A 22,468-nucleotide genomic window follows, 5' to 3' on the forward strand; every position below is an offset into this window, starting at 1 on the left:
CCCCATTCTTTCCCCGCGTTGGGATACTTCCGCTCAAGGGCGTTGGGGAGGCTCACCAGGCCGAGGCCCCTCTGGAGATCGTGTTCGTGCTGGCGTCTGACGGCTTGCAGGTGGCGGAGAAGAGGTTCTTTGACTGTCGCGGGGAGCATCGTGTAGCGATCCTTGTCGCCCTTGCCGGCTCGGACGACGATCTGGTTCCGAGAAAAGTCGATGTCCTTGACGCGGAGGCGGCAACACTCCATAAGCCGCAGCCCCGCTCCATAAAGAAGCATGCCCATCAACCATGGAGTGCCCTTCAGGCAGCCCAGCAGCCGCTTGACCTCCTCTTTAGTCAGGATGACGGGTAATCGCCTTGGCCTTTTGGCGCGAACGACTCCCTGGATCAAGCCGATCTGCCTTTCGAGCACCTCGCGGTAAAGGAACAGTAGAGCATTCAATGCCTGGTTTTGCGTTGAAGGACTTACGTGGAGATCGGACGCCAGGCTGGACAAAAACCGGCCGATCTCTGTCTCGCCCATCTCTCCCAGATGTCGCTTGCCGTGAAAAAAGATGAACCGGTTGATCCAACCAATATAGGCCTGCTCGGTGTGGTGGCTGAGGTGTCGCGAGCGAATCGCCAGGCGCACCTGATCAAGCAGCCTGAGCTTTGGTGCGCCCGACGGAGGAGAGGCAGCGGGAGCAGGGGACGGAGAGATGCGTACAGCAGGTTGCGCATCCCGGTTTGCCATGTTGGGCCTGTAGTCCATGAGGCTTCTCACTTTGGAATCCATGGAGACCTCCTTTTCATCGGTCAGTGAAAATCGTGGCTGGGGGCGCTTACGGGCTTAAGCGCTACCTGGGGCGTCCAGAGCCGCTCGGCGACGAGGTGGACCACGCCCTGCTCGGCCTGGAGCGTGCCTGTCACGCCGAGGAAGGTGGCGGTCTTCGCCAGGAGCGCGTAGCGCTGGAACACGCGCTCCCAGAGCACGACGTTCACGAAGCCGGTCTCGTCCTCCAGCGTCATGAACACGGTGCCGCCCGCGGTGCCGGGCTGCTGGCGGCAGATGACCAGGCCGGCGTAGCGGACGCGCCGGCCGTGGCGCAGGGAGGCCACGGTGCGGGCGTCAGGCAAGCCCTGGGCTCTGAGATCCTTGCGTAGCGGCGCCAGCGGGTGGCCCCGGGGGCTGTGGAGCGTGCGGCGGTAGTCCCAGGCGATCGTCTCGAAGTGGCTCAGGGGCGCGAAGCCCGGACGCGCCCCGTCCGCGACGAGCGGCAGAGCGGCCCCTCGCGAGCGGGCGAGGCCCAGCGTTTCCCAGAGCGCGGCCCGCCGGTCCAGGCCAAACCCCTCGAAGGCGCCGGCCTCGGCCAGCGCGGTGAGGGCGCCCTCGTCGAGCCCGGTGCGGCGAACGAAATCGCCGAGCGAAGCAAGCCGGGCGTCCCGGCGCGCGGCCTCGATTCGGCTCCAGTCCCCTGATCCGAGCCCCATCACGTATCTCAGGCCCATGCGCACCGCGAAGCCGCCCGCGCTCTCAGGGCACGGCTCCAGAGTACAGTCCCAGGCGCTCTCGCCCGCGTCCACCGGCCGCACGACGACGCCGTGGCGCCGGGCGTCCTCCACGATCGTCGCGGGAGCGTAGAAGCCCATGGGCTGGGCGTTCAGCAGCGCGCACGCGAACTCCGCCGGGTAGTGGCGCTTGAGCCAGGCCGCCGCATAGGCGATCAGGGCGAAGCTCGAGGCATGACTCTCCGGGAATCCGTATTCGCCGAAGCCCAGGATCTGCTGGAAGACGCGTGCGGCGAACTCCGGGGCGATCCCCTTGGCCTCCATGCGCGAGATCAGCCGCTCGCGGTGGCGCTCGATGAGGCCGGTCCGGCGCCAGGCGGCCATGTCGCGCCTGAGCTGGTCGGCCTCGCCGGGGCTGTAGTCGGCGGCGACCACCGCCAGGCGCATCACCTGCTCCTGGAAGAGCGGCACGCCGAGCGTGCGCTCCAGCACAGGTCTGAGACACGGATGAGGGTACTCCACGGGCTCCTCGCCGTTCCGGCGGCGGAGGTAGGGGTGGACCATGTCGCCCGTGATCGGCCCGGGTCTCACGATGCTCACCTCGATGACCAGATCGTAGAAGCTGCGCGGACGGAGGCGCGGGAGCATCGACATCTGGGCCCGGCTCTCGATCTGGAAGACGCCCACCGTGTCGGCCCGGCTGATCATCTCGAAGGTGGCCGGATCGTCGGGCGGGATCGTCGCCATGGAGAGCTCGAGACCGCGGTGCTGCTTCAGGAGATGGAACGCCAGGTCGAGCTGGGTGAGGGCGCCCAGGCCGAGGAGGTCCACCTTGAAGAGCCCGAGGTCCTCCAGGTCGTTCTTGTCCCACTGGATCACGGTGCGCCCGGGCATGGTGGCGTTCTCGATAGGAACCAGGTCCGACACCGGCTCGTGGCCCAGGAGGAAGCCGCCTGGGTGGATGGAGAGATGGCGGGGGAAGTCGAGGAGCTCGTTCGCCAGCCGGATGAGATGAGCGTGGGCGGGGGCCTCGGGGTCGAGGCCGGCCTGCTGGAGCGCGGCGGCGGGGACGTCCTCGTGAAGGGCGAGGAGCCTGGCCACCCTGACCAGAGAGGTCTCGGGAAGCCCGAGGGCCTTACCCACGTCGCGGACGGCCGAGCGCGTGCGGTAGCGGATCACGTTGGCCACCATCGCGGCGTGGGGGCGCCCGTACCTGGCGTAGACGTGCTGGATGACCTCCTCGCGCCGCTCGTGCTCGATGTCCAGGTCGATGTCGGGGGGCTCGGCGCGCTCCCGGGAGAGAAAGCGCTCGAACAGGAGCCCCATTCTCACCGGGTCGATGGCCGTGATCCCGAGGCAGTAGCAGACCGCCGAGTTCGCGGCCGAGCCGCGCCCCTGGCAGAGGATCCCGCGCTCGCGGCAGAACTCGACGATCTCCCACATGGTCAGGAAGTAGCCCGGGTAGTCGAGGGCGTCGATCAGCATAAGCTCTTGTTCGAGTTGAGCGACGACGTCGGGTGGGAGCTCCCCGCCGTAGCGACGGCGCGCTCCCTCGAAGGTCAGGTGGCGGAGCCACTGGGAGGAGGTCGTTCCGTCGGGGAGCCGCTCCGAGGGGTAGCGGTAGCTGAGCTCGGCCAGGGAGAACCGGCAGCGCTCGGCCACCTCGCGGGTCCTTGCCACAGCCGAGGGCTCGTCGGCGAAGAGCGCGGCGAAGGCGTACGGGGAGCGGAGGGCGTGCTCGGCGTTGGGCTTGAGCCGGCGCCGGGCGGCCGGGAGCGCGACGCCGTGATGGATCGCGGTCAGCACGTCCTGAAGCGGCCGGCGCGCCGGCGTGTGGTAGAGCACCTCAGTCGCCGCCACGAGGGGAAGCCCGTAGTGCCTCGCCCGCTCGCGGAGCCGCGCCTCCTCCCTGGCCTCTTCGGCCCGCCGGTGGCGCGCGAGCAGGGCGTAGAGCCGGCCGGCGAAGGCCTCGCTCAGGTTTCCGGCGATCTGCCCCGTGGCCGCCTCGCGCACGAGCAGGCTCCGGTCCCCGCCCCAGAGCGCCAGGAGCCCGCCCGCGTGGTTGCAGACTTCTTCCCATGTCACGGCCGACTCGCCCTTGGGCGAGCGGAGCCGCCCGGCGGTGATGACCCGGCAGAGGTTGGCGTAGCCGTCCCGGTCCTGAGCCAGGAGGACGATGACGGAGCCGTCCTCCACGGTGACCTGCGCGCCCACGATCAGCGTGAGGCCGGGCTCGCGCGCCTTGACGTGGGCGCGGACGACGCCGTACACGCCGTCGCGGTCGGTCAGCGCCAGCGCCTGGAGCCCTAGGCGGTGGGCTTCCTCCACCAGCTCGTCGGGGTGGCTCGCCCCTTCGAGGAAGGAGAAGTTGCTCTTGCACCAGAGCGGGACGTATGACTGCATGCGGGGCCTAACCTCCGCGCCCGAGCAGGTCCTGTCCCGGCCGGGCACCCACGGCCTCCGCCGTGGGTGCCCACCGTCGGGGCCCGGGTACCCGCGCCGAAGGCGTGGGTGCGCCCGGTGTAGGGACCCCCGGCCCCTCCGGTGGGGCGCCCCGCTCGCCGTGCCACCCGCTCGGGCTAGCCGGTCTGAGTCCTACTCAACCATGCCGTGGAGGAACCACTTCCGGCGGGGGCGGTCGTAGTAGATCCAGAGGAGGTCGCCGCGCCGGGTCTCGGCGAAGTAGTACTCGCGGTGTGCTTCTCGCTGCCACCAGCCGCCGGAAATGACGTACGGCCCGTGGAGCCGGGTGACCAGCCCGTCCTCCCGCCCGCGCACAAGCCACCCCTCGCTCCGAAGCTCGCGGGGCCGCGCCGGGAGCGGGATCGGCGTCACGAGGATCCGCCTCACCAGGGTTCTCGGGGGCACGCTCCGGGGGCGCGGGAGCGCGATCTCCACGACGGGCTCCCAGACGAAGCCCGCCTCGGGGAAATGGCCGTCGGTCAAGCGCGCCCGGACGACTGCCTCGTCTCCGAACTCAGCGCGGAGCCGGGCGAGAGCCCGGTTGGCGGCGTCGAGGTCGCGCCGGGGCTGCTCGGCGAAGAACCTGAGCTGTTCGCGGCTCGCCGGAACCCCTCGCGCCGTCAGCTCGATCCCGACCACGCCGGCGGAAAGCCCGACGGTCTCCAGCCGCAGACGGACGAGGTCGAGCAGCTGCACCACCTCCAGCGTGGGAGCCGCCGGGCGGATCTGCTCCTCGCGCCAGCCCGTCTCGTCGAGCGCGAGACGGAGGGCCAGCTCGGCGAGGGCCTCTCCCCTGACGACGAGCGTCGCCAAGAGCGGGTGCAGGAGCCGTTTGGTCAGGAAGATGAGGCGCGCGAGGTCGGCCTCGGGATCGTCGAGCGCGAGCGTCTGCCGGATCGGTTCCTCCGCCGGCAGAGGCTGGAGCGGCGCCCAGAGCTCGCCCGCGGCCAGGCGGTGCACGCGGTAGGCCTCGGGGCCGAAGCGCTCCAGCAGCCCTCCCGCCGGAAGCGAGAGCAGCGCGCCGACCGTCTTCACTCCCAGCTTGGCGAGCGTGTCGCGGAAGTCGGGATCGAGCTCCAGCCGGTCGAGCGGGACCCCGCGCGCCGCGGCGCGCTCCTGGGCGAGATCGTTGAACACCACCGTCCCCTCCAGCGCCTTGGCTACCGCACAGGTCCCGAAGCGGGTGAAACCCACGACCACGGTGGCGTGGAAGCCTGCGCCTGTGAGATCGGCGTGGATCGAACGCGCCCACGCGCCCAAGGAGGGGTAGAGGCGATCCAGCCCGGACGCGTCGAGCCAGAAGACTCCCGGCTCGTCCTCCGACGGCTCGACCGCGGGGGTGAAGCCCCTGAGCCTCTCGGTGAGCGCGGCGACTTCTCTCTCGATCTCCACGGGCGGGACCACGCCGGCACGGAGGTCCGGCGCGAGGGAAAGGCCCGCGGCATAGCGGAGGCCGGACAGCACTCCGGCCCGCCGCGCCCTCTCGTTCACCCAGAGGATGGGCCCCTGCGGTTTGTCCTCGGCGAGGACGGCGGCGGGATGAGCCGCCCACTCGGGCTGGCGCCGCAGCAGGAGCTGGAGCGGAAACGCCGGGAAGCTAACGCACGCCAGCCGGTCCACGGCAGGCCTCCGCATGGGCCCAGGTCGGGCCCCGGCGTTTGTCCTTGAGGACGGCGAGCTCGCACGCGAATCCGCCCTCGGGGGCTCTCCGCCTCTGCGCGTGGACGCGGAGGGAGACGAGCGATCCCAGCGACGGGGCCGTGCTCGCCTTCTCCTTCAGGCAGAGCACGATGGCGTGGTGCTTCTGCGCAAGCCCCGCCAGACGCGCCTGGAGCGGTGTCGGAACCTCGACCTGCGCGCCGAGGTCGAGGACGATCAGGCCGAAACCCCCCGAGCGCGCCAGCCGGTCCGCCACCCGGGCCATCACCCGAGCCTCGGGGATGCGAATCACCACCAGGGCGTCGAGATCCACGCCACCTTCGGCCGCATCGGGCGGGTAGAAGCTGCTCTCCACCGGCGTGATCCAGGCGACCGGCTCACCCAGTCGCTGCGCCTCCAGCACCAGCGCGAAGGCCAGCGTGAGCGCGGCCGTAGCCTCGAGCCCGGAGACCTCGACCAGCCGCCCTGCGATCTCGGCGATGCGCCACCGCGACGTTAAGGGCTCGATCGCCACCCGCTCGAAGCGTGATGCGGAGATGGGATTCTGAAACTGGACCACCGAATGAGACATACAGGGTGTGCTCCCTCAACGTTAGGGATACCGCTCGGCGACTACCTGATATCTGCGGTCGGGCTTGGACCTCGCGGAATACCGAAGCTCGTCCGGACTACGGCCGCAACGCTCCGGCAGGTTGCGAATCTGTCGTGGCGACCCGAGTTGCTCTCCTCCGAGCCGTCGTCGCTATCCCCTCTGCGATCGCTCACCAGTCGCGGTTTCGGAGCTGAAGCTCAGCGTAGTCGCGAGACTTCAGCTTTTTCCAATCCTCGTCAGTAAACCAGCCGGGCCGAGGATATCCTTCCTCGTACTCGGGAATGCCCCGGTCGTCATGCGCGCTCAATTCACGCCGCCTCTCGGCCGCACGCAGTCTCATGTACTTCGCATAGGCCATCTCGTGAGGCGTTTCCGCTCGTGCCCGACCCTGGCAGACTGCGACGAAGTGTTTCTGGGCCTCGGTCTTCGGGGTTCGCCGACCACTTTCCAGCGACTGGTAGAACTCCAAGTGCTTCTGCAGAAGCTCCGTCTCTTCCTCGGTCAGCTCGTATGGAGAAGTCGCCATGTTCATCTCCGCTGTCTGAGGCCGGGGCGTTCAGCCCAGCTCGTCAAGCGTCAGCCTGAAGCCGGGAACGAATTTCTCCACGAAGTACCGCACTTCCGGCAGATCGAGCTCCTCGACCTGCTTCCCGAGAGCCTTCTCGGCCTTCGCGAACTCCTGATTGCCCGCCGCAATCTCCTCCAGGCACTTGATGTACGCGCAGAGCTTGTCCGCTGCCCTGACCAGACCTCGATGAGTCCGGTCGGCCTCCGCGGAAACAAAGAACGGTGCGTAGTCCTCCTTCAGCTCCTCAGGAAGCATGTTGAAAAGTTTCCGTTTCGCCGCCCCCTCGATCTCGTTGTATGCAGCCCGGATCTCGGGGTTGAAGTGCTTGACGGGAGCCGGGAGGTCGCCGGTGAGTACCTCACCGGCATCGTGATAGAGGGCCAGCAGGGCCGTTCTTTCCGGGTTCGCGCTCCCCGCAAATCGCCGATTGCGGATAATTGCCAGCGCGTGAGCGATCATCGCCACACGCAAGCTATGCTCCTGGATGTTCTCGGCGTAGGTGTTGTGCATCAGACCCCAGCGCCGGATGAACTTCATTCGGGAAAGATAGGCGAAGAAATGGCTGATGGCGACGCTCGTCATTGAGGCCACACCCTTCGGAATATGCCAGGGTACTCCACGACCAGCCCGTCGGCATCGACCTGGAGCTCGGCGGTAAACCCGCTCAGCAGACCCTCGTACCGGTACACTCCTCCATCCCGGTCCAGGTGCAGACACGTGTACCGTTGCTTCGCCGGCTTCAACTCCAGCTCGGGAACGCTCAGATAGGCCACCGTGATCTCAGCGGCCTCGCCGGGTCTCAGCGCCAGCCGCCGGATCGGCAGGGTGTTGGTGAACGGCGTCACGGAGATATCCACGTCAATGCAACCGTCGAGCTGCGGAACGGCATCGCCCGACTCTGCGCGCCAGCGGCCTTCGCCGTCCGCACGGAGCGTGAGTCCCTGACCACGACCGCCCAAAAGACCCAGACTCACCTCCCGAACTCTCCACCGCGCGTCGCAACGGATCTCGTACCGGGCGCGGAACGGAACGTCATCCTCCACGCCGAGAATCACGCCGTCCGCCGCAATCCCCGCGCTGTCCTGCACCAGGCGCAGGTGCTCGAGCCCCGGCCCGCTCTCCCGCGCCCACATGACGTCTCGTTTCATCCGGACTCACTCCCTCGCGGGTTTACGTCAAAAGGATCTTCAGGTTCTCCGCGAGCCGCGCCTGACTCGCACGGGCAATTTTCCCCAGCTTCTCGATGAACCGCCGATTGTCGATCGCACGAACTTGATCCACCATGATGTCGGATTTCACCTTCAGCCCCGCCTCTCCGGCTGCGAGATGCACCCTCAGGATTCGGACTTTGGGCTGGATGTTTGTGGTGACCGGGCATACTACCGTTGAAGGATGAACTCCGTTGAGCAGGTCGGTCTGCACGACGATCACCGGCCGAATTTTGCCCGGCTCAGTCCCTCGCCGGGGATTCAGATCCGCGATATACGCATGCCACTTCCTGATCTCCATGGCACACTATTGATCGAGCTCGTCCGAGAGCTTCTCGAAGGCCTCTAGCACCGCTAAGGAATCCCCCGCCACCAGCGCGGACTCTTCGGCGAGCGTCTCCTTGAGGAGCTTCCGCTTCCAGAGCTTGTTGTAAAAGTGGATGGCCTCATTGAAGTAGGCGTTCCGGGACGTCTTCCGCCGACGTAGGATCTCTTCGGACTCCCGCAGCACGCTCTCCTGCAGCTTCAGGGAGAGGATCCTCGACATGCCGCACCTCCGGTAAAGGTATTACCAAAAGGATATACCGAGACTCGAGCGCTCGCCAACCCGATCGGCCTCACCGGTACGCGCACGGGGGGACCTCGGTCTTCCACGCGGCCTGGGGGAGGTGCTGGCCGTGGGGGAAGAGACGGAGCTGGTGGGCCGGGAGCGCGCGAGCGAGCCGCCGCCCCCGGAGCGCGAGGAAGTAGCCCGCGCGGGCCGTGTCCACGCCGATGCACTTGAGGTCCCCGAGCCAGCGGATCACGCTCCGCCGCCGCTCCTGGGCCAGCGTGAGCGCCGCCTTCGGCCCGACGCCGGGCACCCGGAGGAGGAGCTCGTAGGGCGCTGTCATGACGTCCAGCGGAAAGACCTCGGCCTGGCGGAGCGCCCACGCGGTCTTGGGATCGTGGTCCAGGGGGAGGTTGCCGTCGGCGTCGAAGACCAGCTCCTCGAAGCGAAAGCCGTACTGGCGGAGCAGGTGCTCGGCCTGGTAGAGGCGAAGCTCGCGCATGCCTGGCGTCGCCCGCTCGCCTTCCATCGGCGTCCCCACCACGGGCTGGAAGGCGCTGAAGTGGGCATGGTGGAGGAGCTGCTCCCGTTCGAGCCGGGCCACGAGGCCGAGGATTTCCCGGTCCTGCTCCCCGGACGGACCGACGACGAACTGGGTCGTCGTCCCCGCGGGCCTCACGTCTCCAGGTCGCCACTCCTGACGCGCATGGCGAAGGAGGCGACCGGCCAGCTCGAGCTTGGGGAGGAGGTCGCCGCTGAAATCCTTCTCCCTGGCGAGCCTCCTGATGTAGGTGTCACCCGGCGCTTCCAGATTTATCGAGATGCGGTTCGTGAGCCGCGCGGCCTGCTCGACCTGAGCCGGCTCGGCGCCGGGGAGGAGCTTGATGTGGACGTAGCCCCCGAAGCCTTCCTTCTTGCGCAGGATCTCGACGGCCGCGAGCATCCGATCCATCGGGCGCACCGGCTTGCCGGGCACTCCCGAGGTGAGGAAGAGGCCCTGGGCCCAGCCTTTGCGATGGGCCTCCATGAAGGTGGCGGCCACCTCCTCGGGCGCGAGCGCGGTGCGCTTGACCTTGCCCCCGCAGAAGGTGGGGCAGTAGCCGCAGGAGAGGGAGCACGCGTTGGTCTGCATGACGCGCATGATGTTCGTGGAGCCCCCGCCCGGAAGGCGGACCTTCCTGACCCCCACCGAGTTCCCGCTGCCCAGGCCCTTGGGGAGCCCGTGCTCCCTGTCGCCGGTGGCGGCCTCGGCCAGAATCGCGAGCCTGACCTGCAGATCCACGGATCGCCTCTCTGGGGAGTCTGATACTATACATGTGATGAGTACTTGTCAAGCGAAAAAAGAGGGGGCGGGCTAGCCCCAAACCCCGGGGATCCGCGTCTCGCAGGACGGGCACAGCCCCCGGGTCGGGGTGAGGAGGTCCTTCAGGATCGTGTAGCCGACGCGCTCGATGAGGACGGTCTTGCAGGACGGACAGTAGGTGTTCTCGAAGGGCCCGACCCGCCCGGGAATGTTCCCCGCATAGACATAGCGGAGCCCTTCGGCAACGCCGATCTCCGCCGCGCGGATCAGGGCCTTCGCCGTCGTGTTGGCCCGGTCGGTCATCTTGTAGTCCTGGTGAAACGCGGTGACGTGCCAGGGGATGTCGGGGGAGACCGAGACCAGGAACTTCGCGATGTCCCGCAGCTCCTCGTCGGAGTCGTTGAAGCCCGGGACCACGAGCGTCACGATCTCGAGCCAGAAGCCTTTCTGGTGCAGGAGGCGGATCGCGTCGAGCACGACCTTGAGGACCCCCCCCAGCTTCCGGTAGTCCTTGTCGTCGAAGCCCTTGAGGTCCACCTTGTAGAGGTCCACCCACGGCCGGATGTAGTCCAGCACCTCGGGCGTGGCGTTGCCGTTCGAGACATAGGAGCACGTGAGCCCGTGCGCCTTCCCTTCCTTGAAGACCTCGATCGCCCACTCGCTGGTGATCAAGGGCTCGTTGTAGGTGGTGGTGAGAATGCGAGCCCGGTGGCGGAAGGCCAGGTCAACGATCTGCGTGGGAGTGATCTCCTGAGGGGGAACACCCGCTATCGGATCGCGCAAGGCTTGGGAGGTCAAAAAGTTCTGACAATAACCACAATGGTAATCGCATCCGAGCATGCCGAACGACAGCGCGCGCGAGCCGGGGTAGGCGTGGAAGAAGGGCTTCTTCTCGACGGGGTCGAGCTGGAGCGCGGCGACGTAACCGGTAGGGACCATCAAGCGGCCGTCCTCGTTCCAGCGGACCTTGCAGATGCCCTTCTGGCCCGGCGGGATCAGGCACCGATGGCCGCAGGCGTAGCAGCGGACGCGGCCCTCCGGGAGCCGCTCGTAGAGCTCGCCCTCCCGGGCGAGGCGGGAGAGGACCTGTTCCAGGCTGACCGTTTCCGCCATGCTTGCCCTTAGTGTACCTCGAAAGGTGAAGCGAAAAAAACTGGCGAAAACGCCGAAACCGCTTGCCCTAGACGCCGAGGACAGCCGTCACAGCGTCGCGCGTCACGGCAATCAGGCGGTCCACCTGAGCCTCGTTGATGACGAGCGGCGGGGCGAAGAAGACCGAGTCGACACGGGTCCGCGTAAGCACGCCTCGCTTCGTCATCTCGGCGCGGACCCGCTCCCCGGCTTTCTTGTCCGCCGGAAACGCGGCCTTCGTCCCGCGGTCGGCAACCAGCTCGATGGCCGCCAGGAGCCCCTTCCCGCCCCGGATGTCGCCCACGTGCGGGTGATCGCCAAAGGCCTGCCCGAGGCCGTGGTGAAGGCGCGTCCCCATGCGCGCCGCGTTCTCCCAGAGGCGCTCGCGCTCCATGATCTCCAGGTTCTTCAACCCCACGGCGCAGCAGGTCGGGTGGCCCGAGTACGTGTGGGCGTGCATCCAACGGCTGTCCAGCGGGACCGAGTCGATGGCCTCCTTGATCTCGCGCGACACCATGATCCCGCCGAGGGGCAGGTAGCCCGAGGTGACCCCTTTGGCGAAGGACATGATGTCGGGCTCCACGCGCCAGTGGGTCAGCGCGAACCACTGACCGGTCCGGCAGAAGCCGGTGATCACCTCGTCGGCGATGAAGAGGACCTGGTGGCGCGTGCAGACCTCGCGGATGCGCGGGAAGTAGTCGTCGGGAGGGACGATCACGCCGCCGCCGCCGATGATCGGCTCGGCGATGAAGGCTGCGACCGTATCGGGCCCTTCACGGAGGATCGCCTCCTCGAGCTCACGCGCGGCCGCCTGCCCCACCGTCTCGCCGGGCTTGGCGCCCTGGAAGCGGTAGGCGTAGGGCGACTGGATGTGGAGGAAGCCCGGGACACGCGGCTCGAACATCTTCCAGTAGGGGGGCATGCCGGTAGCGCTCATGGCCTGGAGCGTTACGCCGTGGTAGGCGTCGCGCCGGGCGATGATCTTCACCTTGTCGGGCTTCCCCTTGGCCTTCCAGTAGAAGCGCGCCGTCTTGAAGGCCGCCTCGTTGGACTCGGCGCCGCCGCAGGTGAAGAACACGGCCTGCATGTTCTTGTAGGCGAGCCCGATCAGCCGGTCGGCCAGCGTGATCGCCGGGATGTTGGAGAAGCCCACGTAGTTGGAGTAGTACGCCAGCTCCCTCATCTGGGACGCCGCGGCTTCGGCGAGCTCTTCCCTCCCATGCCCGACGCTGACGTTCCAGAGGCCCGAGAGACCGTCGATGTACTCCCGTCCCTGGACGTCCGTGATCACGGCGCCGCGCCCGCGCACGATGATCATGGGCTCGGCGTGCTCCAGCGGGTGATGGAGTGAGTGGATCTGATGGTCCTGGTCGTGCTTCACGAGATCCGCTGGGCTCAACGTGGCCATGCGCCGCCTCCTTGTGCGTGCAACGGGTTGGCTACCGACGAAGGGCTCGAGCGGGAACGTGCTGCCGATAGTCGCCGCCGGGGATGGGCACCGCGCGGCCGCGCGGCCCGTGATACCAGTAGATCCACGCCGTCACCTCGCGCCCGTCGGACAGGCGCACCGCGGTGAGATGGCGAAGATACAGGTCCTGGCCGGGCGCGTCGGGGCGATAACCTTCCTCCCGGTCCAGGATCGCGAGCAGCGCGGGCGCACTCAAGCGATAGACCTCGCCATGGATGGCGCCGGGCTCCTCGCGAACCGCGCCCGGATAGGACCCCAGGTCCAGGAGTCGTCCGTTCACCGTCCCCTCCCCCACGAGCTCGGCCTGTTCGGCGATCAGATGGTGGAGCCTGAAGCCCCGCATGAGGGTGCCGTACGCGAAGAGGAGGTCGGAGCCAGTGCTCACCGGCTCGCCCGACGGTGCCGGGCGATCGCCGCCAGCACTCCTTTCCCGTCCAGGGCCAGGCCACCCACGTCGACGTGCCTGACGATCCCCTGCCTGTCCACGAGAAACGTGGCCCGCCGCTCGAGCCCCCAGAGGTCATCCCAGACGCCGTAGAGACGCCCGACCTTCCCCTTGGGATCGAGGTCGCTCAGGAGCCTGAACGGGAGCTTCAGGCTCTCGGCCCAGGACTTGTTGCGCCCGGGCGCATCCACCGAGATCCCGACGATCTCCGCGTCCTCGCTGTCGAATTTCGCCTTTTCATCCCGAAACCAGGAGAACTCGGCCTGTCACCCCGGAGTGAAGGCGAGAACGTAGAAAGCCAGGACAACGTACTGGCGCTTCGCGAGGACCTCGGACAGGCGGAAGGACTTGCCCTGCTGGTCCGTCAGGGTGAAGTCCGGAGCCTGGCTACCGACGGCGAGAGGCTTGTCAGGCGCCGCAGCCGCCGCAAGCGCGGTCCCGAGCAACGCCAGAGCGAACAGCGTCACTGCGAGGCGCTTCATGGCTGTGGGTCTTTGGGCTCCTCACGGGAGCAGGTGGCTTTGCTCCCTCAGGTGGGAACGCCGAAGCGCGGCAACACCCAGTGCCTCAGCGCCAGCACCCCTACGATGACACCGCCGACGATCAGGAAATCGGTCCAGGTCATGCGGGCGTCCCCCCTCCGTTGACAGCCCGGAGCACCGCGTCGAGGAACTGGCGCTCGGGGAGCGCCCCCTCGAACTGGACGCGGTCGTTGATCACGATCTTCGGCACGGCCATCACCGCGTACTGGCGCGAGAGGTCGGGAAACTCGGTGGCCTCGATGCAGTCGGCCCGGACCTGGGTCGACGCCACCGCCATGTGCTGGGCCAGGCGCACGGCCCGGGGGCAGTACGGTCAGGTCGGTGTGGTGAAGACCCGGATGTGGACCGGCTTGTCGAGCCCGGCCAGGACGGTTTTCGTCTCCGCGGCGAGGGCAGGCTCGCCCGTGGAGGCCACGACGATCGCGTCGATCAGGTTGGTGAACTCATACCCCGACGGCAGGCCGAAGAAGCGGATCCCGTAATCGCGCGCCCCCTCCACGACGATCGCGGGGACCCGGTCAACACCGTAGGCCTCCGCCCGCTGGCGGTCCAGCACCAGGTTCAGGAGGTTGACGCTGAGCTTGTCCGAGCACTCGGCGACTTCCTTGACGAGCAGTTCGGTGTGCAGGCAGCTCTCCGACCCAAGCTCCTGAGAGAAGACCGTGAGCGTGACGGGGCCGACGAGCCTGGTGAATTCCTTCCGGATCGCATCGGTGTCGCGGTCGGTGAGAATGGGCATGAAGTCCTCCGTGAAGCAGTTGAGGTCGATGCCATTATACCGTGCTTCCCGACCGCCGACTACCGCGCGACTGGCAGGTCGTCGCGATTTCCCCACTCGGCCCAGGAGCGGTCGTAGCCCGCCACGCGCGGGTAGCCGAGGAGGCGAAGCACGAAGTACGTATGGGCCGACCTGTGGAAGGTCTGGCAGTAGGATACGACGGCCCTGTCCGGGGTGATCCCCTGGCCCGTGTAGAGGGCACGGAGCTCCTCGACCGGCCTGAAGGTGCCGTCCCGCCTCAGGTGCCGGCGCCACTCGATGTTGACGGCGCCCGGGATGTGGCCGCCCCGCTTGGCCAGGACCTGGACTCCCCGATATTCCTCCGGCGATCGCGCGTCCACCAGGACGACGGCCGGATCCTTGAGCCGGGCCAGGATCCACTCCGCGCCCGCCAGGCGCTCGGGCTTGAGCGTCGCGCGGTAGGCGGTCGGAGTCACCTGGGGGAGCTCCGTCACGAGAGCGAAGTCGCCCCGGCGCCACGCCGCCAGCCCGCCGTTGAGGATGGAGGCCTTCCTGTGCCCGAACAGCTCCAGGGTGAAGAAGAAGCGGGAGGCGTGGAGGCCCCCTGCGTCATCGTAGATCACGACATGGGTCCCCTCGCCGATTCCGAGCCTGCCCAAGAGCTGGGAAGCCTCCTCGGCATCGAGCGCCCGGGAGCCGGCGGGCGGCGCCGGAGGCATCAGCTCCCGGAGACCCAGGTACACGGCCCCGCGGATGTGACCCGCGCGATAGGTCCTGGGATCGCTCGCCATGTCCACGATCCTGAGCGCCTGCTCCTCGAGGCGGGCGTGGAGCCATCCGGGTTCTACCAGAAGCGGGTGCTCGTCGGCGCGCGCCGGCGCGGGGAGCACGAGGCTCAGCCCGACGAGGAGCAAAACCAATCGAGGCATCGCGCTCGCGCGCTTGAAGTGCATCTCTCCTACCCTCGCTTCGCCTTCTTGAGGCGGTCGATCTGGACCACGTCCCAATCAGCCCTGGTTTTCCCCCTGAGCCGCGGCGCCAGCTCCTCCAGGATAAGCCCCAGGTCTCCGACGACCTCGACGAGCGGCGTGTACGGGAGCCCGGTGTGCCGCGTTCTCGAAAGGTGAACGACCAGAGCCGAGTGCCGCCAGCGGTGTGCGTCCACCTCCTCTGGAGCCACACCAAAGGCCACGATCAAGTCCGCCAGGCCCAGGAGCGTCTCGTCCTGCTCGTCACCCGTGAAGCTGCCGAGGGCCAGGGGATGAGCCTCGGGGAGGAGGTGATGGGCCTTTTCGGTGATCAGGACAGGCGCCGGCAGGGCCTCTGCGAAGGCGCGAAGCCACTCGGCGTGCTCCGCGTCGCATTGAAGCCCGGCAAGCACGACGGGCCGGGAGGCCGCCGTGATGAGCTCGGCAGCGCGGTCGAGGGCCCGAGGATCGGGTATCGGCACCGGCGCGGGCGCGGTCGCCATGCGGCGAAGATGATCAGGGGGCGAGGCGCTCAAAGACGGGGCGCATGCGGTCGAGCCCCTTTCTGAGATTCTCTTCCGACGTCGCGTACGAGATGCGCAGGTAGCCCTCGCCGTACTCGCCGAAGGCGGTCCCCCAGAGGAGGGCGACGCCGGCCTCCTCCAGGAGCCGCGTCGCGATCTCCTTGGACGGCCGCTTGAGCTGCCTCACGTTCGGGAAGACATAAAACGCGCCGCGGGGGCGCTGGCAGGAGACGCCGGGCAGCTTGTTGAGCCCCTCCACCACGAGGTCGCGACGGCGCTTGAACTCGGCCACCATGCGCGCCACGGGGGTCTGATCGCCCTGGAGCGCCGCGATTCCGGCGAGCTGGACGAAGGTCGCCGTGCACGAGGCCGAGTTCACCATCAGGCGGGTCAGGTGCTCGGCGAGCGGCGGCGGCATCACGCCGTAGCCCAGGCGCCAGCCGGTCATGGCGTAGGACTTCGAGAAGCCGTCCAGGATGATCGTCAGCTCCTTCATCCCGGGCAGCCCCGCGATCGAGACGAACTCGCCCTCGTACAGGAACTGCCGGTAGATCTCGTCGGCCAGCACCGGGATCCGATGCGTCCGGGCGATCTCGGCGATCCGCTCGATCTGCCGGCGCTCGAGGACGCCGCCCGTCGGGTTCTGGGGCGAGTTGATGATGATGAGCTTCGTCTTCTTCGAGACCTTCTGCTCGAAGAGCTCCAGATCGAAGCCGAAGCCCGACTCCTCGCGGAGCGGAATCGGCACCGGAACGCCGCCGACGAAGTTGATCACCGACTCGTAGATGGGGAAGCCCGGATTCGGGTAGACGACCTCGTCGCCCCGGTTCACGAGCGCCAGGATCGTGAAGAACATGATGGGCTTGGCTCCCGGGGTCACCACGATTTCGTCCGCCGAAACCGGGATCCCGCGGGTCTGGCCGATGTGCTTGGCGATTGCCTCGCGCAGCTCCGGAAGCCCGGCGGAGGGGCCGTAGTGCGTGGCGCCCGCGTCGAGCGCCTCCTTGGCCGCCGCCTTGATGTGGGCGGGCGTGTCGAAGTCGGGCTCGCCGATCTCCAGGTGGATGATCTCCTTGCCCTGGCGCTCGAGCTGCTTGGCCTTCGCCAACACCTCGAACGCCGACTCGGTCCCAAGGCGCGCCATCCGCTCGGCAACGTTCATAGTGGTCCCCTCCGTGAGAGGTCCCCATTATACTGGACGCCGTGGAGTTCGTGGAGATCCCGGCGGGCAAGTTCTGGATGGGCTGGGAGGAGGGCCTCCCGGGGGAGGGCCCGCGCCATCCCGTCTGGGTGGACGACTTCGCCGTCGCGAAGGCGCCGGTCACCAACGCGGAGTACGGGCGCTTCCTCGAGATCAACCCGATCGCGCCGCCGGCGTACTGGGGCGACCCGCGCTTCAGCGATCCGCGCCAGCCCGTGGTGGGGGTGAGCTGGCGGGAGGCGGTGGCCTTCTGCGAGTGGCTCACGCTGGAGACCGGTCAGACGCACCGGCTGCCGACCGAGGCCGAGTGGGAAAAGGCCGCGCGCGGCCGCCTGGACGGAGCGCGCTACCCGTGGGGCAAGGCCAAGGCCGAGGAGGTCTTCGCCGGGGTCACGCTCCCGCTGCGAGCGCCGCCTCCCGCCGGCTCAGGTCCCGCCAACGGCTACGATCTCACGGACCTCTCGGGTTCCTGCCACGAGTGGTGCATGGACTGGTACGAAGAAGGCTACTACCTCGCGTCTCCGACGTTGAACCCCCGGGGCCCGCTGGCTGGAACCCGGCGGGTGTCGCGCGGCGGCGCCTGGCGGCACCAGTTCCCCTGGAGCCCCGTGGCCCACCGCTCGAGCCTCCCCGCGCACCTCCGGTACTCGGACTACAGCTTCCGCGTCGTCCGACTCCCGTAGGACAATCGGCGGGGGCCTCGACGGCCCCCTCCGAGACCTCCCCCACGACTCGGTTGCGCGGGCGAAGCCCGCGCTCGAAACGGTACTACTCCAACACGCTCGTGGCGCGCGCTCACAGGCGGCGGTCACGGACGAGTCGGAGCCTCCCGCCACCGCGCGTTGATGCGGAGCTCCTGCTCGATCGTCACCCGCCCGTTCTTCACGACCAGGGCGCGGGGCGGGAGCGCGGCCACGATATCTTCGGGGCGCTCGCACTCCCACACGACGAGATCGGCCCGGCACCCGATACTGAGGCCGTAGTCACGCAACCGGAGAATCCGAGCCGGATAGGTCGTGAGGGCGGCGACCAGCTCGCGCATCTCCGCGGGCGCCCCCATGTGCGCTGCCACGACGGCGATGAACGCCATGTGCGCGAGATCCGCGGTGCCGACAGGCGTAAACGGGTTGCGGACATTGTTCGACGCGAGCGCGACCGGCACGCCTGCGGCCAAGAGACGGCGAATGGGTGTGAGGCCTCGCCTGACGTTCAGCTCGTCGCGACGGCCCGTCAGGTAGAGGTCCGTGGCTGGGAGGCAGATGACGCCGATGCCGGCCGCCGCGATGTCGGCGATGATCGCGTCGTGCTCGGACACCGGGAGCGCGGCGAGCTCGGTGAGGTGGCCGACCGCGACCCGCCCCTGCCAGCCCGCGCTGACGGTCTGTCGCGCGATCTCCCGGACGTGCAGGTGCTCAGGTTCGTCGAAGAAGTCTACGTGGAAGTCGGCGTCCACGTCGAACTCCCGGGCGAGGTTGAATACGCTGGCGATGTGCTCAGCCGGGTCCGTATCGTTATACGGGACGCCGCCGACCAGATCGGCGCCCATCGCGAGGGCCTGACGCAGGAGGGCCTCGGTCCCCGGCGCCTGGAGGATCCCTTCCTGGGCGAAGGCGCAGACCTGAAGGTCGAGCGCTGGCGCGTACTCTCGCTTGAGCGGCAGCACCGCCTCCATCCCCTGGAGGCCGACGATCGGATCCACGTCGACGTGGGTCCGCATGGCGGTCGTACCTCCCCCGATGGCCAGCTCGAGCACCTGCCGGGCCCGGGAGCGGATGTCCTCCACCGTGAAGCGCCGCTTCGCCTCTCCGGTCAGGCGGATCGCCTCTTCCACCGTCCCGGCAGCGCCGCTCACGCGATCGGACAGGAGGGCCTTGTCCACATGGATGTGGGCCTCCACGAGCCCCGGCGTCACGACGCGGCCGCGCACCTCGACCGTCTCGCGAGCCGCCTCGCGCACCGCCCCGATCGCGGTGATCCGCCCGTCGGCGATCGCCAGATCGGCAAGGCCGTCGCGATCTGGGAGACGGCAGGCCCGGAGCAGGAGGTCGATCATGGGGGCCGCTCGCGCGTCAGCGTCGTCGGGCGAGCCGCTTCTCCACGGTCAGGAGGCTTCCCTCCTGATCCGGCCGCCCGCCGTCGCGCGGGTAGGCGCGGACGGCCTGGAGGAGCTTCTGGCCGGTGGCCGGGTCGAGCCGGCGGGCGAGCTTCACGCCCTCGATGCGCATGATCACGATCTCGGCCAGGCTCAGGATCCGGCAGCCCGGCTCCAGATGGCCGCCGAACGCCCCCTTCTTGTCGCAGAGGACGACGTGGGCGTGGACGTGGTAGTCCGCGATCACGCCGCTGATCGCGAGGATTTCGGCCCCGCGCGGCGTCCGCCGGTTGTAGAAGCGCTTCGGCGGGAATGCCGAGCCCACCACTCCCGTCACCGACAGATCGGTGAGGCTTCCGAACCCGGTCAGGATCACGCCGTTCCGGATCTTCTCGGCGCGGCAGATCTCCCGAAGCGACTCGAGCAGCATCTCGCCGTAGGCGAGCCGCACCACCACGATGCTCCCGGCCCGCGCGCTGCGGGCGATCATGCGCTTCGCTGCCATGCCACCCTCGTTTCCGCCATCCGCCGGTCCGAGCGCCGGCTTTGCCGGCGCAATCCCGGGGGGAGGCTTCGGACGGGGCGGGTACCCGCGCCACACCCGCGCGCCAGCGCGGGGGGTCGGCGTGGGTGCGCCCCCCTCCGAGCAAGAGTTAGTATCCGAACAGCCTCGGGACCCACAGGTAGAGGCCCGGGAAGTAGACACACAGGAACAGAACCCCGAACTGCAGCACGACGAACGGCCAGACGCCGCGGACGAGCCGCTCCATCGTGAGCCCCGACAGGCTCGCGACCACGAAGAGCACAACGCCGACCGGCGGCGTGAGCATGCCGATGACCAGGTTGAGCACGAAGACGAGCCCGAAGTGGAGTGGGTCGACGCCGTACTGGAGCGCGATCGGATGGAGGATCGGGACCAGCATGATGTACGCGGCGTTCGATTCCAGGAACATGCCGACGACGATCAGGAACAGCATCACGAGGGTCAGGAACACCGTCGGGCTTGCCGTAACGGACTTGAGGAACGAGGCGACCGTCGCGGGCACCTGCTCGACGGTCAGGAGGAAGGTGACCGATGATGCCAGCGCGATCAGGATGACCACGATCGACGTCGTCGCGCCGCTCCGGACGAGCGCGGGCCAGAGATGCGCCAGCCTCAGCTCGCGTGTGACGAAGAAACCCACCACGAGGGCGTAGACCACCGCGATCGCCGCAGCCTCCGTCGCAGTGAACACGCCCCCGACCATGCCCCCGATCACGACCACCGGCATCAGCAGCACCGGGAGCGCCTGCCACGTGCGAAGGGCCACGTCCCGGGCGCGGGGGCGCATCCCCGCCACAGGGTAGCCGCGGCGGCGCGCGATCGCCCACGCGAGGGCCATCATGCCGCCCCCGATCAGGATTCCCGGCACCATCCCCGCGAGGAAGAGGCCGGCGATCGAGACGCTCGACCCCGCCATGATGGCGTAGACGATCATCGCCGCCGACGGCGGGATGATCGGCCCGATGTTCGCCGCGGCCGCGACGACGCCGGCGCCGAACTCCTCGTCGTACTCCCGCTTCATCGGGCCGAGGAAGACGCTGGCGAGCGCGGCGGCGTCCCCGACCGCGGTGCCGGTCACGCCCGAGAGGATCATCTCGCACACCACGCACACGTGCGCCAGGCCCCCGCGGATATGCCCGACGAGGACGCGGGCGAACTCGACCAGGCGCGAGAGGATGCCGGCCGATTCCATCAGCTCCCCGGCCAGCATGAAGAGCGGGATGGCGAGCAGCGGGAACGAGTCAACCGCCGCGAGCATCCGCTCGGGGATCATGCGGAGCGGCAGGTCCGAGGAGAAGAGCACGGCGGCCAGGCTCGAGAGGCCGAGCGCGAAGGCCACCGGCACCCCGAGGAGCGCCGTGGCGAAGAACGTCAGCGTGATCGCGGCGAGCACAGGAGGCCGAGCAGCTGCACCGCCATGAGCAGCGCTCCGACGGGCACCGCCAGGTAGAACCAGAACACGCTGAAGCCGAGGGTGGAGGTCTGCTGCTCCCACTGGTCGGGGAGCACCGAGGCCCCAGTCACCACCACCACCAGGAGCAGCGCCAGCACGAGGACCCGCGCCCCGGCAAGCGCCCACTCGCGGAGGCCCGGCGAGAGTCGGTCCACCACCAGGGTCACACCGATGTGGCCGCCGTCGCGCAGGGCCAGGCTCGCCCCGAGGAAGCCCGCCCAGATGAAGCAGAAGCGCGACAGCTCCTCGGAGAAATAGAGGGAGCTGTTCAGGACGTAGCGGAAGAAGACCTCCGTGCTGATGACGGTGGCCATCGCGCCCATCGCGAGCGCGACGGCCACCCGCGTCAGCGCCGCCAGAACATCGACGACAAACCGGAGGGGGCCTCGACGGCCCCCTCCGGCACCTCCCCCTTCGATTGCGCCGGCCGGGGACCCGCCCCGATGGGGCGGGTGGGCGCTCGAACCCGGCATGTCTCTTGCGTGACGTCTAGCGGTTGGCCGCGGCGAACCGGTCGATGAGGTCTTTCGTCAGCTCCTTCTCGAACTCCTTGTATACCGGAAGCGTTACCTCGCGGAACTTCTCGAGCGCCGGCGGCGACATCGTGTTGACCTGCATGCCCTTCTGCTTGAGCTGCTCGAGGCACTTCAGGTCGTCCTCGGCCGCCTGCTTCCGCTGGAACTCGGTCGCGCCGCGCGCGGCACGGTCGATGATCCCCTGCCGGTCCTTGGAGAGCCCGTCGTAGAAGCGCTTGTTCATGATGGCGCCCATCAGGTCGTAGAAGTGGCCGCTCACCGAGAGGTACTTCTGCACCTCGTAGAATTTCAGGTTCAGGGTGTTGCAGAAGGGGTTCTCGTGCCCGTCGATGACGCCCTGCTGCATCGCCGAGTAGACCTCCTTGATGTCCATCGGCACCGGGTTCGCGCCGAGCAGCTTGAACGTCCGGAGATGAACGCTGTTGTTCTGGAGACGGATCTTGAGCCCGGAGAGATCGTCCCGCGTCGTGATCGGCCGCTTGCTGTTCGTCATGTGCCGCCAGCCGTTCTCCCAGAACCCGAGGTTCTTGAAGCCCGCCTTCTCCATCTCGCGCTCGATCTCCTTGCCGATGGGCCCGTCGAGGACGCGGAAGGCCGTCTCGCGATCCTTGAAGATGAACGGCAGGTTGAACACGCCGAGCTTCGACACGAAGCCGGTCATGAAGGCCGTGGACAGGTAGGCGGCCTGGAGGGTACCGGTCTTCACCTGGTCGAGGTTGTCCTTGGCGCCTCCGAGCTGCATCGCCGGGAATGTGTCCACCAGCATGCCGCCGGCCGACAGCCGTTCCACTTCGTGCTTGAAGACCTCCATGGCCCGCGAGTTCGAGTTCTCTGGCGGCAGGTTTCCCGCGAAGCGGATCTTGACCTGCTGCGCGCTGGCCGGCGTGGCCAGGACGAGCGTGACCGCGAGCGCGAGTAAGGCTTTCATGGTCTTCCTCCTCTGACGCGATGGGGCGCAGGGCCCCGCCGCACAATCGGAGGGGGACACCCACGCCTTCG

25 protein-coding genes and 1 pseudogene are annotated in these 22,468 nt (G+C 68.2%); 1 reads left to right on the forward strand and 25 read right to left on the reverse strand.

What is annotated here, in order from left to right:
• The 20 genes and pseudogenes from HY726_10360 to HY726_10455 form a co-directional block, all read right to left on the reverse strand.
• On the reverse strand, window positions 1-728 hold a 728-nt coding region (locus HY726_10360), incomplete at its 3' end, for an integron integrase (protein ID MBI4609402.1).
• Window positions 729-790: 62 nt separating this feature from the next.
• Window positions 791-3,886, reverse strand: coding sequence for an error-prone DNA polymerase (locus tag HY726_10365; protein MBI4609403.1), 3,096 nt, complete (start codon window positions 3,884-3,886; stop codon window positions 791-793).
• Between the two features lie 192 nt (window positions 3,887-4,078).
• Window positions 4,079-5,566, reverse strand: coding sequence for a DNA polymerase Y family protein (locus HY726_10370; GenBank protein ID MBI4609404.1), 1,488 nt, complete (start codon window positions 5,564-5,566; stop codon window positions 4,079-4,081).
• Window positions 5,544-6,176 (reverse strand): recombinase A, encoded by a 633-nt coding sequence (locus tag HY726_10375; GenBank protein MBI4609405.1) that lies wholly within the window; start codon window positions 6,174-6,176, stop codon window positions 5,544-5,546. Before HY726_10375 ends, HY726_10370 begins: the two co-directional genes overlap by 23 nt.
• 190 nt (window positions 6,177-6,366) lie before the next feature.
• Entirely contained in the window at window positions 6,367-6,723 is a 357-nt protein-coding gene (gene maoP, locus HY726_10380; protein ID MBI4609406.1) for a DUF413 domain-containing protein, read from the reverse strand.
• A 30-nt stretch (window positions 6,724-6,753) separates the two neighbouring features.
• Window positions 6,754-7,347, reverse strand: a complete 594-nt coding sequence (gene yfbR, locus HY726_10385; GenBank protein ID MBI4609407.1) for a 5'-deoxynucleotidase — start codon at window positions 7,345-7,347, stop codon at window positions 6,754-6,756.
• Window positions 7,344-7,913 (reverse strand): putative glycolipid-binding domain-containing protein, encoded by a 570-nt coding sequence (locus HY726_10390; GenBank protein MBI4609408.1) that lies wholly within the window; start codon window positions 7,911-7,913, stop codon window positions 7,344-7,346. The genes yfbR and HY726_10390 overlap by 4 nt, the downstream gene beginning before the upstream one ends.
• Before the next feature lie 22 nt (window positions 7,914-7,935).
• On the reverse strand, window positions 7,936-8,274 hold the full coding sequence (locus tag HY726_10395; protein MBI4609409.1) for a type II toxin-antitoxin system PemK/MazF family toxin: 339 nt from the start codon (window positions 8,272-8,274) through the stop codon (window positions 7,936-7,938).
• 6 nt (window positions 8,275-8,280) lie between these two features.
• The gene (locus tag HY726_10400) at window positions 8,281-8,520 is read right to left on the reverse strand and encodes a hypothetical protein (protein MBI4609410.1); all 240 of its coding nucleotides are present in this window, start codon (window positions 8,518-8,520) and stop codon (window positions 8,281-8,283) included.
• 70 nt (window positions 8,521-8,590) lie between these two features.
• Complete coding sequence (locus HY726_10405; GenBank protein MBI4609411.1) at window positions 8,591-9,805, reverse strand: radical SAM protein; 1,215 nt, start codon at window positions 9,803-9,805, stop codon at window positions 8,591-8,593.
• Window positions 9,806-9,877: 72 nt separating this feature from the next.
• Complete coding sequence (amrS, locus tag HY726_10410; GenBank protein ID MBI4609412.1) at window positions 9,878-10,939, reverse strand: AmmeMemoRadiSam system radical SAM enzyme; 1,062 nt, start codon at window positions 10,937-10,939, stop codon at window positions 9,878-9,880.
• Window positions 10,940-11,006: 67 nt separating this feature from the next.
• Window positions 11,007-12,365: an aspartate aminotransferase family protein gene (locus HY726_10415; protein ID MBI4609413.1), complete on the reverse strand. Its 1,359-nt coding sequence runs from the start codon at window positions 12,363-12,365 to the stop codon at window positions 11,007-11,009.
• A 31-nt stretch (window positions 12,366-12,396) separates the two neighbouring features.
• Window positions 12,397-12,810 carry a gamma-glutamylcyclotransferase gene (locus HY726_10420; protein MBI4609414.1) on the reverse strand — a complete coding sequence of 138 codons (414 nt, stop codon included), beginning with the start codon at window positions 12,808-12,810 and terminating at the stop codon, window positions 12,397-12,399.
• Window positions 12,807-13,130: pseudogene (locus HY726_10425) on the reverse strand (redoxin domain-containing protein). Before HY726_10425 ends, HY726_10420 begins: the two are co-directional and overlap by 4 nt.
• A gap of 6 nt (window positions 13,131-13,136) precedes the next feature.
• A complete protein-coding gene (locus HY726_10430) occupies window positions 13,137-13,352 on the reverse strand; it encodes a redoxin domain-containing protein (protein MBI4609415.1) in 216 nt (71 codons plus the stop codon).
• Between the two features lie 139 nt (window positions 13,353-13,491).
• Window positions 13,492-13,689, reverse strand: a complete 198-nt coding sequence (locus HY726_10435) for a thioredoxin family protein (protein ID MBI4609416.1) — start codon at window positions 13,687-13,689, stop codon at window positions 13,492-13,494.
• Between the two features lie 36 nt (window positions 13,690-13,725).
• Window positions 13,726-14,151, reverse strand: a complete 426-nt coding sequence (locus HY726_10440; protein MBI4609417.1) for a hypothetical protein — start codon at window positions 14,149-14,151, stop codon at window positions 13,726-13,728.
• Between the two features lie 59 nt (window positions 14,152-14,210).
• Complete coding sequence (locus HY726_10445; GenBank protein ID MBI4609418.1) at window positions 14,211-15,080, reverse strand: sulfurtransferase; 870 nt, start codon at window positions 15,078-15,080, stop codon at window positions 14,211-14,213.
• A 29-nt stretch (window positions 15,081-15,109) separates the two neighbouring features.
• Window positions 15,110-15,622, reverse strand: coding sequence for a hypothetical protein (locus tag HY726_10450; GenBank protein MBI4609419.1), 513 nt, complete (start codon window positions 15,620-15,622; stop codon window positions 15,110-15,112).
• Between the two features lie 13 nt (window positions 15,623-15,635).
• Complete coding sequence (locus HY726_10455; protein MBI4609420.1) at window positions 15,636-16,805, reverse strand: pyridoxal phosphate-dependent aminotransferase; 1,170 nt, start codon at window positions 16,803-16,805, stop codon at window positions 15,636-15,638.
• Window positions 16,806-16,846: 41 nt separating this feature from the next.
• On the opposite strand from HY726_10455, the gene HY726_10460 reads away from it, so the two are divergent.
• Window positions 16,847-17,527 carry an SUMF1/EgtB/PvdO family nonheme iron enzyme gene (locus tag HY726_10460; GenBank protein ID MBI4609421.1) on the forward strand — a complete coding sequence of 227 codons (681 nt, stop codon included), beginning with the start codon at window positions 16,847-16,849 and terminating at the stop codon, window positions 17,525-17,527.
• Window positions 17,528-17,652: 125 nt separating this feature from the next.
• On the opposite strand, the gene HY726_10465 is transcribed toward HY726_10460, so the two are convergent.
• The 5 genes from HY726_10465 to HY726_10485 form a co-directional block, all read right to left on the reverse strand.
• A complete protein-coding gene (locus HY726_10465) occupies window positions 17,653-18,897 on the reverse strand; it encodes an amidohydrolase family protein (protein MBI4609422.1) in 1,245 nt (414 codons plus the stop codon).
• A 16-nt stretch (window positions 18,898-18,913) separates the two neighbouring features.
• On the reverse strand, window positions 18,914-19,441 hold the full coding sequence (locus HY726_10470; protein ID MBI4609423.1) for a DNA-binding protein: 528 nt from the start codon (window positions 19,439-19,441) through the stop codon (window positions 18,914-18,916).
• A 148-nt stretch (window positions 19,442-19,589) separates the two neighbouring features.
• Window positions 19,590-20,873: a TRAP transporter large permease gene (locus HY726_10475; protein MBI4609424.1), complete on the reverse strand. Its 1,284-nt coding sequence runs from the start codon at window positions 20,871-20,873 to the stop codon at window positions 19,590-19,592.
• Complete coding sequence (locus tag HY726_10480; protein MBI4609425.1) at window positions 20,852-21,247, reverse strand: TRAP transporter small permease; 396 nt, start codon at window positions 21,245-21,247, stop codon at window positions 20,852-20,854. Before HY726_10480 ends, HY726_10475 begins: the two co-directional genes overlap by 22 nt.
• 175 nt (window positions 21,248-21,422) lie before the next feature.
• The gene (locus HY726_10485) at window positions 21,423-22,397 is read right to left on the reverse strand and encodes a DctP family TRAP transporter solute-binding subunit (GenBank protein ID MBI4609426.1); all 975 of its coding nucleotides are present in this window, start codon (window positions 22,395-22,397) and stop codon (window positions 21,423-21,425) included.
• Window positions 22,398-22,468 lie beyond the last annotated feature (71 nt).

It is taken from the genome of Candidatus Rokuibacteriota bacterium, from assembly GCA_016209385.1.
GTDB lineage: Bacteria > Methylomirabilota > Methylomirabilia > Rokubacteriales > CSP1-6 > JACQWB01.

Excerpts from the sequence above, each read along its gene's own strand:
- HY726_10375 (MBI4609405.1), bottom strand. The coding sequence starts at position 6,176 with ATGTCTCATTCGGTGGTCCAGTTTCAGAATCCCATCTCCGCATCACGC.
- HY726_10445 (MBI4609418.1), bottom strand. The coding sequence starts at position 15,080 with ATGCCTCGATTGGTTTTGCTCCTCGTCGGGCTGAGCCTCGTGCTCCCC.
- HY726_10390 (MBI4609408.1), bottom strand. The coding sequence starts at position 7,913 with ATGAAACGAGACGTCATGTGGGCGCGGGAGAGCGGGCCGGGGCTCGAG.
- HY726_10455 (MBI4609420.1), bottom strand. The coding sequence starts at position 16,805 with ATGAACGTTGCCGAGCGGATGGCGCGCCTTGGGACCGAGTCGGCGTTC.
- HY726_10485 (MBI4609426.1), bottom strand. The coding sequence starts at position 22,397 with ATGAAAGCCTTACTCGCGCTCGCGGTCACGCTCGTCCTGGCCACGCCG.
- HY726_10480 (MBI4609425.1), bottom strand. The coding sequence starts at position 21,247 with ATGGCCACCGTCATCAGCACGGAGGTCTTCTTCCGCTACGTCCTGAAC.
- amrS (MBI4609412.1), bottom strand. The coding sequence starts at position 10,939 with ATGGCGGAAACGGTCAGCCTGGAACAGGTCCTCTCCCGCCTCGCCCGG.
- HY726_10450 (MBI4609419.1), bottom strand. The coding sequence starts at position 15,622 with ATGGCGACCGCGCCCGCGCCGGTGCCGATACCCGATCCTCGGGCCCTC.
- HY726_10435 (MBI4609416.1), bottom strand. The coding sequence starts at position 13,689 with ATGGCGGTGGCGTCGACCCAGGTCCGGGCCGACTGCATCGAGGCCACC.
- yfbR (MBI4609407.1), bottom strand. The coding sequence starts at position 7,347 with ATGACGAGCGTCGCCATCAGCCATTTCTTCGCCTATCTTTCCCGAATG.
- HY726_10395 (MBI4609409.1), bottom strand. The coding sequence starts at position 8,274 with ATGGAGATCAGGAAGTGGCATGCGTATATCGCGGATCTGAATCCCCGG.
- HY726_10430 (MBI4609415.1), bottom strand. The coding sequence starts at position 13,352 with ATGAAGCGCCTCGCAGTGACGCTGTTCGCTCTGGCGTTGCTCGGGACC.
- HY726_10470 (MBI4609423.1), bottom strand. The coding sequence starts at position 19,441 with ATGGCAGCGAAGCGCATGATCGCCCGCAGCGCGCGGGCCGGGAGCATC.
- maoP (MBI4609406.1), bottom strand. The coding sequence starts at position 6,723 with ATGGCGACTTCTCCATACGAGCTGACCGAGGAAGAGACGGAGCTTCTG.
- HY726_10400 (MBI4609410.1), bottom strand. The coding sequence starts at position 8,520 with ATGTCGAGGATCCTCTCCCTGAAGCTGCAGGAGAGCGTGCTGCGGGAG.
- HY726_10365 (MBI4609403.1), bottom strand. The coding sequence starts at position 3,886 with ATGCAGTCATACGTCCCGCTCTGGTGCAAGAGCAACTTCTCCTTCCTC.
- HY726_10415 (MBI4609413.1), bottom strand. The coding sequence starts at position 12,365 with ATGGCCACGTTGAGCCCAGCGGATCTCGTGAAGCACGACCAGGACCAT.
- HY726_10440 (MBI4609417.1), bottom strand. The coding sequence starts at position 14,151 with ATGCCCATTCTCACCGACCGCGACACCGATGCGATCCGGAAGGAATTC.
- HY726_10465 (MBI4609422.1), bottom strand. The coding sequence starts at position 18,897 with ATGATCGACCTCCTGCTCCGGGCCTGCCGTCTCCCAGATCGCGACGGC.